We start from the raw sequence: 11,925 nt of genomic DNA on the forward strand, positions 1-11,925 counted from the left end.
CTGGAGTCAGGCCCCAACGGGCGGCTGTGTCGGCGCTGCACAAAACACGGCTGGTTTTGTGCATGCGGCCCGGGCCGCCCGCTACAGCTTCTGATCCTTATTGTCGTCCTTGCCGGTCAGCCACGTGTCGATAGGATTTTTCTCGCCAGGATGGCGTTCCTGGTAATTTTTGGCCCGGCGGTTGAAATAGATCAGAAAGACGAAGCCCAGGGCGATCAGCACGAGGAGAAATACGCCGTTACTCATAGACGGCCTCCGGGACGGTTGTTGGCGCGTTACGGTTTGTTTTCCTATACTGCAAATACGACGTCGTGGACCTGTTGTACAGTCCTGCCCCGCCCGCCAGGGCCGCCGGCAGCCGCGAACCCGCTCCCCCCTGTCTGGACCGCCGACAGCCGGCGCTCTCCGCCTTCCTTCGCCGCCGGACACCCCGAATTGCCACGCAACTGACACCCAAATAGCGTTGCAGCGTGCTTGTTCGACCAAAGAAAAGGCTGGCCTCCACCGCTGCTTTTTTTTATTCCCATCCGGGGGAGTGGAGCGTATTCGCGCACGATTGACAAAATGCGCAACAGTGCACGTCAAGCGCCTGATCGAGACACGGCCGTTGCTTACTGACTCTCCATGCCGCCAAACACTTTTTATCCACCGCATCCCGGAGTCTCACCATGCGCCGACTGGGCCTTAATGCCGTTCTGACCCTGGCCGTCATCACCTCCCTGTTTCTGGGCATCGCCGCCATCATCGGCTACACCGCCGTATCGACCAACACCCTCGCCACGGCGCTGCAGGAAGAAGAACTCCAGCGCACAGCCGCAGACATGGTCAATCTGATCAGCCTCAGCCTGGAAAACAGCATGGAAAACACCGACACCCTGGCTTCGCTTCCTATTTTTCTCGAAGCCCTCATCGGCGCGCCGGAACGGGCGCAGAAAATGCTCGACGGCTACATGAAAAATTCCAGCTCCTTGGTTGCCGTCCTGGTCGTTGATGCCGACGGCAAGACCGTATCCGCCGTGTCAAAGTCCGGCAAGCCGATGGTCAATTCCTATAAAGACTGGGACTTTTTCAAGGCGATCATGGCCGGAAACGAAAACTACACCAGCAGCGAAATCCGTCGCGACGAGGCCACCGGCACGGACTACTGGCTTACGGCCCATGCCGTACCCGGCCCTGACGGCAAGGCGCGGGGCATGGTGGTCCTGTGCTCGGACTGGAACCGCCTCACCCGAAAATACCTCTCCCCGATCCGCTTCGGCCAAACCGGCTACGGCTTCATTTTTGACGATGCCGGACGCATCATCGCCCATGCCAAGGACAAATCCCTGCTCCTGCAAAAGCCCGCCGACAACACCATCGCCGACCGGGCCAAGGCGCTTAAAAACGGCATCATGCGCTACGATTACAAGGGCGAAGGCAAATACATGGCCGTGGCCCAAATCTCCGGCGTCCAGTGGCAGGTGTGCATGACCGTGGCCGCCTCGGAACTGGCCGGAGCCGCCGCCGGGCAGCGCAATATCCTCATGGGCCTTGGTGCGGCCGTGCTCCTCATTGTGGCCGCACTCATCGTCATCTTTAACAAGGTGGTGGTGCTCACCCCCCTGGCCGCCATCGCCGCCTACGCCGCTGCCGTGGCCGACGGCGATCTCCAGGCAAAACTCACCGGCCGCTTCCGCTTCGAGCTGGCCGGGCTGGCCCACAACCTGGAACGCATGGTGGGTGAACTCAAGACCAAGCTCGGTTTCGCCCAAGGCGTCATGAACGGCATCCCGGCCCCCTGCGGCATCATCGGCCCGGACTCTGCCATGATCTGGGCCAACCAGCAGATGTGCGATCTGTTGGAAAAAACCGCGCCGCCGGAAACGTTTAGAGGCCAGAAGTCAGGACTTTTCTATCTGGGTGACGCCAGCCGCGAAACCTACTCCGACAAGGCGCTGCGCCAGCGTTCGGTCATGACCGCCCACACTGAATACGTCACGCCCTCAGGCAAACAGCTGCGCATCTATATCGTCACCACGCCCTTTTACGACATGGACGACACCCTCCTCGGCGCCATCTCCTTTTGGAACGACCAGACCGAGGTGCATGTCCAGCAGGAATGCATTGCCGCGCAAAACGTGCTGATGGGCGACACAGCGGCCAAGGCTTCGGCCACCTCCGACCGTATGGCTTCGGCCGCCGAAGAACTTTCAGCCCAGATCGAACAGGCCAACCAGGGTGCCCAGGAGCAAAACAGCCGCGTCCAGGAAACCGTCACCGCCGTGGAGCAGATGAATGCCACCATCCTGGAAGTGGCCAGAAACGCTGGCGAAACAGCCCAGAATGCGCTCTCGGCCCGGGACAAGGCCCGGGAAGGGGCCGGACTGGTGGTGGAGGTCGTGGCCGCTGTGGGCAAGGTGCGCGACGCGGCCGAGCGCCTCAAGGAAACCATGGGCGGCCTGGGCGATCAGGCCAAAGGCATTGGGGCTGTCCTTGGCGTCATCTCCGACATCGCTGACCAGACCAATCTGCTGGCCTTAAACGCCGCCATCGAGGCGGCCCGGGCCGGGGATGCCGGGCGGGGCTTTGCTGTGGTCGCCGACGAGGTCAGAAAGCTGGCCGAAAAGACCATGCAGGCCACCAAGGAAGTCGGCCAGGCCATCACCGGCATCCAGCGCGGCACCGCCGACACCGTCGGCATGGTCGATCAGGCCGCCATGGCCGTCGAGCAGGCCACCACCCTGGCCGAACGCTCCGGCGCGGCCCTGACCGAGATCGTTGCCGTGGTCGAAACCGCCGGGGATCAGGTCCGGGCCATCGCCACCGCCGCCGAAGAGCAGTCGGCCACCTCCGAGGAAATCAACCGGGCTGTGGAAGCCATCAGCCGCATCGCCTCGCAAACCGCCCAGGCCATGGGCCAGTCCGCCCAGGCCGTTGGTGAGCTGGCCGCCCAGGCCCATGCCTTAAACGCCCTGGTGGCCGACATCCAGGGCGGTGCCGACCAGCCCGCGCTGACCGCTTAGATCCGGGTTCCCGCGCCTCACAGCGCCCCCTCGTCCGGGCCGGCTCCCGCGCCGGCCCGGATACATCATAACTGTTTTTCGCATTGCCCTTCCTGTCATCATTCCGCTATATTTGCCCCAATCTCGTCACGTACGGCTTCGCCGTCCCCATGGCCGGCGGACTGCCTCTTCCTCAGGTGTTCGCGACGCGCTCCTCGTGGCGCGCCCAAACCGGATAATGGGAGCACGAATGCGCAAGGTCAGCGTCAACACCATCCTCACCCTGCTTGTGGCCTTTTGCGTCACTGCCGCCATCGTTGTCCTGGTTCTCTACGTCTCGCGCACCTCGTTCACCATGGCCACCGAACTCCAGGAAAACGCCCTGGCCCAGATGGCCGCCTCCACCGGCCGCACGCTCGACCTGTACCTGGACGACGCCGCTGACGTGGCCCGGGCGCTGGCCACCCAGGACGCCGTGGTGGCCGGCCTTGCCGGCGACCCGGCCCGCTCCAAAGAACGTTTTCGCAACTATATTGATAGCTATAGTAATTATTGGGCCATTTTCTCCTTCGATCTCAAAGGGAAGGTCGTCTCGGGATTTAACGCCAACAAGCAGGACATGGCCGGCGGCGACCGCTCGGATCGCGACTACGTCAAAGGTGTGCTGGCCGGCAAAGATCTCGTTTTCACCGATCAGGTCATGAGCGCCAAGACCGGCGACATCCTTATCTTCGTCGTGGCCAAAGCGGTGCGCGGCCCGGACGGCAAACTGCTCGGCGGCGTGGCCGTGTGCCCCAAATGGAACGTCTTCACCAAAGGGTTTGTCGATCCCCTGCGATTCGGAACCCAGGGCTACGCCCTGGTGCTCGACGGCCGGGGCACGGTCATTGCCCATGGTCTGGACAAGGACATGCTGCTCAAGGACATGTCGGGCGAGGCGTTCGCCAAAACGGCCATGGCCCGCAAAGAAGGTGTTGCGACCTACGAATGGAAAGGCGCGCGCAAGGCCATGGCCGTGGCCAAGGTCGGCGTCACCGGCTGGCTGGTGTGCATGACGGCCGATTTTGCCGAGATGACGGCCACGGCCACCGACCAGCGCACTATGCTGCTGCTCATCGGCGTGCTGTGTCTGGCCGCCGCCGTGTCCGGCATCGCCGTAGCCAACAGCCGGCTCATGCTGCGCCCCCTGGCCGGCGTCGGCCGCTTTGCCCAGGCGGTGACAGCCGGGAATCTGGGTGCCAGCCTGACCGGAACCTTCCGGTTCGAACTGGCCGAACTGGCCCGCAACGTGCGGGCCATGGTGGCCGAACTCAAGAACAAACTCGGCTTTGCCCAGGGCGTCCTGGACGGCATCCCGGCTCCCTGCGCCATCGTCGGTCCCGATGGCACAATCCTGTGGATCAACCGACAGGTCATTGCCCTGCTCGACCTTGACGCCACCCCGGAATCGGCCAAGGGCCAGACCACCGGCCAACTGTTTTACGGCGACCCTTCCCGGGAAACGCTGTCCCAGAAAACCATCCGGGCAGGCCAGGGGCTGTCCCTGGATCTCGACTTCAACACCCGGCGCGGCCGCACCCTCCATCTGCATGTGGATACGACGCTGTTTTACGATATAGACGGGGCCTTGCTTGGCTGTCTGATCTTTTGGAACGACCTGACCGGCATCACGGCCCAGAAAAACCGCATTGAAGAACAAAACACCGTCATCGCCACTGTGGCCGCCCAAGCCACCCAGGTGGCCCAGCGCATGGCCCAAAGTGCAGCAGAACTGTCCCGACGCGTCGCCCAGGCAAGCAGCGGTGCCCGGGAACAGAGCGCCCGGGTCCAGGAAACCGCCGGTGCGGTGACCCAACTCAACGACACCATTTTAGACGTGGCCCGAAACGCCGGTGAAACGGCCCAACTAGCTGAAAAAGCGCGCCACACCGCCGACGAAGGGGCCGGACTCGTCGCCTTGGTCACCCAGGCCGTGACCGCCGTGCGCCAGGAAGCCCAGGCCCTTGCCGCCACCATGGGCGAACTCGACGACCGGGCCAAGGGCATCGGCACCATCATGGGCGTCATTTCCGACATTGCCGATCAGACCAACCTGCTGGCCTTAAACGCCGCCATCGAAGCCGCCAGGGCCGGCGATGCCGGACGGGGCTTTGCCGTGGTTGCTGACGAAGTCCGAAAACTGGCCGAAAAAACCATGCTCGCCACCAAGGATGTGGGGCAGGCCATCACCGGCATCCAGCAGGGAGCCGGCGACACCGCCAACCGCATGGAGCGCGCCGTGGCCCGGGTGGCTGAAGCTACCGGGCTGGCCGAACAGTCGGGAACAGCACTGACCCGCATTGTAACTCTCGTGGGGGCAGCCGGCGATCAAGTCCGTTCCATTGCCGCCGCCGCCGAAGAACAGTCTGCAACAACCGAAGCCATCAATCAGGCAGTGGCCGATATCAACGGTCTGGCCGCCGAGGCTGCCGCCGCCTTGGCCCAGTCGGCCGATGCAGTACGCGACCTTGCGGAATTGGCCAACAATCTCAACGCGCTCATCAGCGAACTCCGCCAAACAGAAGGTGAAATCAAAGCTCTGTCATAACGCACATGAAGTTGCACAAACGGCTTGCCTATTCACTATTTTGGCAGTATGCATCCGACACATTGCCCACAGCCGCCGCAGAGTCGATGACGCGGCATGTCCTCAAGACGTTTCAAGCCATCTTAAGAAGCTTGATCCGTTCGTGAACATGCTTCCGTTTTGCTCAGTCGTGTGTGGTGGTGTGGCAATACTCTGCCCGCAGACATGTAAGACCGCCGTTTTTTTCCCGCAGTGGTGACCGTCTGACGAGGCCTCAAGCCCAATTACTGTGCGGCAGCATCGCCTCCCCGCGATGCCACGTCGCCAAGGAGCCGTCATGCGTCAAGCAGGCATCACCACCATCCTCGCCGCTTCGGTGGCCGTTACAATCCTGGCCGGCGTTGCCGCCCTGGTTCTGTACGCCTCCGGTTCGTCCTTCACCATGATCGAAACCGTCCAGCAAAACGCCCTGACCCAGGCTGCGGCGATCTCGGCCCAGTCCGCTGAAATTTATCTCAAAGGCACGGCCTCGGTCGCCGAATCCCTGGCCGGCCAGGACGCCATCCGGGCGGCCTTTGACGGCGACACGGCCCGGGGCCAGGAACGATTGCGCAACACTGTCGCCGCCTACAAGGACTATTACTCCTTTTTCCTGTTTGACACCGCAGGCACCATCGTTGCCGGCAGCACCAGCGATGGCAAGGATCTCACCGGGGGCGAGCGCAAGGAGCGCGATTACGTCAAAGCCATCCTGGCCGGCCAGGATCTGGTCTTTAGCAAATCCGTCTTCAAGGCCACCACCGGCAACGAATTGATCTATGTCGTGGCCAAGGCCGTGCGCGACGCCAACGGCAAACTGCTGGGTGGTGTCGCGGCCTGCCCCCTCTGGGACCGCTTTACGTCCGCGGTTGTCGATCCGGTGCGTTTTGGCAAACGCGGCTATGGTTTCATCCTCGACGCCGATGGCCATGTCATTGCCCATCCTGTGGACAAGTCACTGCTGCTCAAGGATCTGTCCCAGGAGACTTTCATTCAAAAGGCCCTGGCCCAGGGCAACGGCTCCTTTCCGTATGTCTGGAAGGGCGAACCCAAGACCATGAGCGTGGTCCGTATCCCGGCCACAGGCTGGCTCGTGTGCATGTCGTATTTTACTGATGAAATGACTGTGATGGCCGGTGCACAACGGCTATGGCTCATCTTGGTCGGCCTTGGTGTCGCGGCCCTCGTCGTGGCGGTCATCATTCTGATTAATCGCCGCCTGGTGCTGGGACCGCTTATGGCCCTAAGCGACTTCACCCGCCAGGTTGGCTCCGGCAATTTCAATGCCAGCCTGACCGGCTCGTTTCGGGCCGAACTGGCTGTCTTTGCCGGGCTTTTGCGCCAGATGGTTGGCGAGCTCAAGGCCAAACTCGGCTTTGCCCAGGGCGTTTTAAACGGCATTCCCTCCCCCTGCGGCATCGTGGGACCAGATTTCAACATGTCCTGGGTCAACCAGGAAATCTGCGATCTGCTGGAAAAGCCGCACGCCCGCACAACAGCCATTGGCCAACGCTCCGGGAGCTTTTACAACAACGATGCCAACCGCCAGACGCTGTCGGATCGGGCCATCCAGGAACGCCAACCGCTGACTGCCGAAATTGACTACAGCACGCCTTCCGGCCAAAAACTGCGGGTGGCAGTGCGTACCACGCCCTTTTTCGATCTGGATGGCAATCTGCTGGGCTCCATCTCCTTTTGGACCGACCTGACCCAGATCCACGAACAAAAACGGCTCATCGAGGAACAAAACGCCGTCATCGCCGAGACTGCTGCCAGCGCTTCGGCCGTGGCCGACCGGGTGTCCGCCGCTTCCGAGGAGCTTTCGGCCCAGATCGAGCAGTCCAGTCGCGGTGCCGAGGAGCAAAACAGCCGGGTCCAGGAAACAGCAACTGCAGTGGAAGAAATGAACGCCACCATCCTGGAGGTGGCCCGAAACGCCGCCGCCACGGCCACCCAGGCCAATCTGGCCCGGGATAAGGCCCGCCAGGGTGCCGGCCTTGTGGCCGAGGTCGAGGCCGCCGTCGGTTCAATCCGCGACGAGGCAGTAGCGCTTACCGGCAACATGCAGACACTTGGGCAGCAGGCCCAGGGCATCGGGGCCATCCTGGACGTCATTTCCGACATTGCCGACCAGACCAATCTCTTGGCGCTCAATGCCGCCATCGAGGCCGCCCGGGCCGGCGAGGCCGGACGTGGCTTTGCCGTGGTCGCCGATGAGGTCCGAAAACTGGCCGAAAAAACCATGAACGCCACCAAGGAAGTGGGGCAAGCCATCACCGGCATCCAGCAGGGCACGGCCGACGCCGTGACCCGGGTTGAACGCGCTGTGACGCGGGTGGGCACGGCATCTGAACTGGCCGCCCGATCCGGGACTTCCCTTTCCGAAATCGTTGCAGTGGTGGAGACCGCCGGCGATCAGGTCCGGGCCATCGCTGCTGCTGCCGAACAGCAGTCTGCCACCTCGGAAGAAATCAATCGCTCCGTGGAGTCGATCAGTTCCATTGCTTCGGAAACGGCCCAAGCCATGCACCAGTCGGCCCAGGCCGTCTCCGATTTGGCCCGGCAGGCCAACGATCTCAATAGCCTCATGAGCCAGCTTCAGGACGGCGCGGCTACGCCCAAAGCCCTGGGCTAAGCGGGTTTCCCGGTCCGAGAACCCCGGATTCGGCTCGATCAGCCGGTTCGGGAGCCAAGCCCTGGCTCCCGGACCGGTTTGCCTTTTGCACGGTTTTCAGCTAATTTTTCTTGTTGTATTTTCCAGGATTTTTCTTCTCCCCCGCGCTTTTGCCGGCAAAGGCCTGCCAGTGCGTGGCGGAGTGCTTCCCCGGCAGCACAGCCGGATGGGGCTGGCCCTGTCCGGGTTGCCGACGACATCACTGCAAAGGAGGCGCATGATGCGCATTCTGGTAGTCGGGTCCGGCGGCCGTGAGCACGCCCTGGCCCATACCTTGTCCAAAAGTCCCGATGTTTCGGCAGTGCTGGCCGCTCCGGGCAACGGCGGCACCGCCACCTGCGGCGAGAACATCGCCCTGGCCGACACCGACGTCCCCGGCATCGTGGCCCTGGCCAAAGACCGGGGCATTGATCTGGTGGTGGTCGGCCCGGAAGCGCCGCTGGTGGCCGGGCTTCGCGACGCCCTGGAATCAGCCGGCGTGCCCTGCTTTGGCCCCGACGCCTACGCCTCCCAGTTGGAAGGCAGCAAGGCCTTTGCCAAGGAAGTCATGACCGCCGCCGGCGTGCCCACCGCCGCCTATGAAACGTTTACCGACGCCGCCTCGGCCCGGGCCTACGCCCAAAAGCTGAACGGCCCCATGGTGGTCAAGGCCGACGGCCTGGCTGCCGGCAAGGGCGTCACCGTGGCCCGTAACGCTGCCGAGGCCATTGCCGCCATCGACGAGTCCATGGTGGCCGGGGCCTTCGGTACCGCCGGGGCCACGGTGGTGGTGGAAGAGGCGCTCATCGGCGAAGAGGCTTCGTTTCTGGCTTTTTGCGACGGCCGCACCGCTGTGCCCATGACCGCCTGCCAGGATCACAAGGCCGCCTACGACGGCGACACCGGCCCAAACACCGGTGGCATGGGAGCGTATTGCCCGGCTCCGGTCCTGCCGCCGGCGCGCTACGGCGAAATGATGGAACTGGTCATTGATCCCATCCTGCGGGAGCTGTCCAAACGCGGGCATCCTTTTACCGGCATCCTTTACGCCGGTCTTATGATGACGGAGGGCGGCCCCAAGGTGCTGGAATACAACGTTCGTTTCGGCGATCCCGAGTGTCAGCCGCTGCTTATGCGCCTGACCAGCGATCTGCCGGCCATTATGCTGGCCTGCCGCGCGGGCCGACTCACACCGGAGCTGGTGCGCTGGTCGCCCCAAAGCGCCATTTGCGTGGTCATGGCCGCCCCTGGCTATCCCGGTGCTTATCCCAAAGGCATGCCCATAACCGGCATCGAAGCGGCTGAAGCGAGCGGTGGCGGTGCGGTCAAGGTGTTCCAGGCCGGCACGAAGCTTGATGGCGGCCGGGTGGTCACCTCGGGCGGCCGGGTGCTGGGTGTCACGGCCCTTGGCGCGGATCTGGCCGCAGCCCAAGCCGCTGCCTATCAGGCCGCGGACAAAATTCACTTTGAAGGCGCGTTTTACCGCCGCGATATCGGCGAAAAGGGACGCAAACGGGAGGGGAAATAAATGCGCATCGCCATTCTGATCGGCTCGATTTCCGACGAAGAAAAAATGCGGCCCTGTTCCAAGGTGCTTGATTCCCTTGGCATCGAACATCTGTTTACCGTCACTTCGGCCCACCGCACACTCGAGCGCACCGAGCGCATCATCCGGGAATGCGAAGCAGGCGGTTGCCAGATTTTTATCTGCGCCGCCGGCCTTGCCGCCCATCTGGCCGGGGCCGTGGCCGCCCGCACCATCAAGCCTGTCATCGGCGTGCCACTTTCCAATTCAGGTTCGGCTCTGGGCGGCATGGATGCCATGCTGTCCACGGTGCAGATGCCGCCGGGCTATCCGGTAGCCACCGTGGCACTTGATGGGGCAGGGGCGAAAAACGCCGCCTGGCTGGCGGCCTCCATCCTGGCCCTGGGTGATGCCGAACTGGCCGGACGCATCCGGGCCGCCCGCGAGGGCTTTGCCCAGGACGTTGAAACGGCTGCTGCCAAACTCAACAAATAATCCAGTCGCAGAAATGGGGGGATTCATTATCCCCCCGCACGCCCACCTGGCCGGGCTGTTCGGCAGCCCGGCTAATCAGCCAGCCAGTATTACTCTTTTCCCGGCATCTCCCCCCTGTGACACGCAAGACCTTCTCCAGCAAAGCCTTCTTTCCTGGACTGACTGCGGCGTCCGTTGTTTTGGGGTGACGCCATCAATGCCCCTAATGCAAATAATACCGTTATTTCATTGGGAAACCGCTTTCAATGCGCCTGCACTGTACCGATGGCAGAGTCCTGCCACTCACACTCGCAGGCAACAGTGAAGCACAATTTCCTTCGTATTTGCCGAGGACCGAAAAATTCAAACTAACTATAACACATTCCGTGCTCTTATGGCATTAGCAAGTTTTTCTTCACTCTTTTTAATATTCTTTACCAAACGCTCTAGATTTTCGCACCTAGTTCTGTACAAACTATTTTCTTTTTTCAATGAGGATACTGTCTCTAACAGTGAAACAACATCTACCTTTCCATCGTCTGATATATTACCCATCAATATTTTCAATTTATTATTTTCTTGCTGCAAGCAGTCAAACCCGTTTGCGCTACAGTCACACTGTCTTCTCAAATCGAGTAGCTCGTTTTTAATTCTTTTATATGCCTCAATTAGCTTTTGAACTTTAGCAACACTAGCAGAGGTCGACTGAAGCACGTTCCACGCTTTTTTTAACTCTGCGAATTTACTATTTATATCACAATTTTCCTCACGCAAAGAAGCGATATCACCTTTAGCGACAGACAAAGAATCACTAACTTGCCTAATCTCAATTGCCTTCGTCCCCAACTCGTTTCTCAGATTGTCTGATTCTGATTTAAACTTAGCTTGGATCGAATAGAGTGCACTTTTTATCTTAACCTGCACATTGGCTGCCAACAACAAGAAGGGGTTTTTCATTATTTTTTCCCATTAATGATGCCCAATTGAAAGAACCTTAAAGATTCTAGTGACAACAACAAGTCAAGGGCTGATCAGCCCCAGTCTTGCTTGGATTTTACATCTTACCAAATCTTACCATATCAGTGTAAAAACATGAAGCAGAATTAAAAATGATAGCTTCAGGAGACAACATTATGATTTTATGCAATATATTATGGATTAAGGCCTTGGATATGGTCAGAGAACAGGAGCCCCTGACAGGCTGTCACACCTCCCAGCGCGGGTTCTAGCGCAGTGCGTAGCAGTTTTACGCAGCGTTAGCGCTCTGCATCCCCGCACCCCGTGCGGAGCGCCCCGATGAGCGCAGGGCCAAAAAAAAGCCCCGTGTATTTCTACACGGGGCTTTTGAAAAAGAGCCCTGGCGGCGACCTACTTTCCCACACAAGAATATGCAGTATCATCGGCGAAGGAGGGCTTAACTTCCGAGTTCGGAATGGGGTCGGGTGTACCCCCTCCTCTATGACCACCAGGACAAATATATAAGTTAAAATAAGGGATGGGATTTGTGTTGGCAAAAATCAAGTCGAACGGACTATTAGTACTGGTCTGCTGAAAGCATTACTGCTTGTGCACATCCAGCCTATCAACCATGTAGTCTACATGGGTCCTTCAGGGAGAACTCGTCTTGAGGCAGGCTTCCCGCTTAGATGCTTTCAGCGGTTATCCTTTCCGAACGTAGCTACCCTGC

General features: G+C 60.5%; 7 protein-coding genes and 2 rRNA genes. 5 read left to right on the top strand and 4 right to left on the bottom strand.

What is annotated here, in order from left to right; genetic code table 11:
- Window positions 1–81: 81 nt before the first annotated feature.
- A complete protein-coding gene (locus GTA51_RS02735) occupies window positions 82–246 on the bottom strand; it encodes a nucleoside transporter (RefSeq protein ID WP_160958467.1) in 165 nt (54 codons plus the stop codon).
- Window positions 247–668: 422 nt separating this feature from the next.
- Here GTA51_RS02735 and GTA51_RS02740 point away from each other — a divergent pair, with 422 nt between their 5' ends.
- From GTA51_RS02740 to purE, 5 genes are all read left to right on the top strand, one after another.
- Window positions 669–3,002, top strand: a complete 2,334-nt coding sequence (locus tag GTA51_RS02740; protein WP_160958468.1) for a methyl-accepting chemotaxis protein — start codon at window positions 669–671, stop codon at window positions 3,000–3,002.
- Between the two features lie 229 nt (window positions 3,003–3,231).
- The gene (locus GTA51_RS02745; RefSeq protein WP_160958470.1) at window positions 3,232–5,568 is read left to right on the top strand and encodes a methyl-accepting chemotaxis protein; all 2,337 of its coding nucleotides are present in this window, start codon (window positions 3,232–3,234) and stop codon (window positions 5,566–5,568) included.
- Between the two features lie 316 nt (window positions 5,569–5,884).
- Window positions 5,885–8,221, top strand: coding sequence for a methyl-accepting chemotaxis protein (locus tag GTA51_RS02750; protein WP_160958472.1), 2,337 nt, complete (start codon window positions 5,885–5,887; stop codon window positions 8,219–8,221).
- A 259-nt stretch (window positions 8,222–8,480) separates the two neighbouring features.
- Window positions 8,481–9,767, top strand: coding sequence for a phosphoribosylamine--glycine ligase (purD, locus tag GTA51_RS02755; protein WP_160958494.1), 1,287 nt, complete (start codon window positions 8,481–8,483; stop codon window positions 9,765–9,767).
- On the top strand, window positions 9,768–10,259 hold the full coding sequence (gene purE / locus GTA51_RS02760) for a 5-(carboxyamino)imidazole ribonucleotide mutase (protein ID WP_160958474.1): 492 nt from the start codon (window positions 9,768–9,770) through the stop codon (window positions 10,257–10,259).
- A 351-nt stretch (window positions 10,260–10,610) separates the two neighbouring features.
- Here purE and GTA51_RS02765 read toward each other — a convergent pair whose 3' ends face one another.
- From GTA51_RS02765 to GTA51_RS02775, 3 genes are all read right to left on the bottom strand, one after another.
- Window positions 10,611–11,195 carry a hypothetical protein gene (locus GTA51_RS02765; protein ID WP_160958475.1) on the bottom strand — a complete coding sequence of 195 codons (585 nt, stop codon included), beginning with the start codon at window positions 11,193–11,195 and terminating at the stop codon, window positions 10,611–10,613.
- Between the two features lie 398 nt (window positions 11,196–11,593).
- Window positions 11,594–11,708 (bottom strand): 5S ribosomal RNA (gene rrf / locus GTA51_RS02770).
- A 43-nt stretch (window positions 11,709–11,751) separates the two neighbouring features.
- A 23S ribosomal RNA gene (locus tag GTA51_RS02775) occupies window positions 11,752–11,925 on the bottom strand; the annotation flags it as partial.

This window comes from Solidesulfovibrio aerotolerans (assembly GCF_009856865.1).
GTDB classification, from domain to species: domain Bacteria; phylum Desulfobacterota; class Desulfovibrionia; order Desulfovibrionales; family Desulfovibrionaceae; genus Solidesulfovibrio; species Solidesulfovibrio aerotolerans.

Coding starts and splice junctions, on each gene's coding strand:
- purE (WP_160958474.1), top strand. CDS start 9,768: ATGCGCATCGCCATTCTGATCGGCTCGATTTCCGACGAAGAAAAAATG.
- GTA51_RS02740 (WP_160958468.1), top strand. CDS start 669: ATGCGCCGACTGGGCCTTAATGCCGTTCTGACCCTGGCCGTCATCACC.
- GTA51_RS02765 (WP_160958475.1), bottom strand. CDS start 11,195: ATGAAAAACCCCTTCTTGTTGTTGGCAGCCAATGTGCAGGTTAAGATA.
- purD (WP_160958494.1), top strand. CDS start 8,481: ATGCGCATTCTGGTAGTCGGGTCCGGCGGCCGTGAGCACGCCCTGGCC.
- GTA51_RS02735 (WP_160958467.1), bottom strand. CDS start 246: ATGAGTAACGGCGTATTTCTCCTCGTGCTGATCGCCCTGGGCTTCGTC.
- GTA51_RS02745 (WP_160958470.1), top strand. CDS start 3,232: ATGCGCAAGGTCAGCGTCAACACCATCCTCACCCTGCTTGTGGCCTTT.
- GTA51_RS02750 (WP_160958472.1), top strand. CDS start 5,885: ATGCGTCAAGCAGGCATCACCACCATCCTCGCCGCTTCGGTGGCCGTT.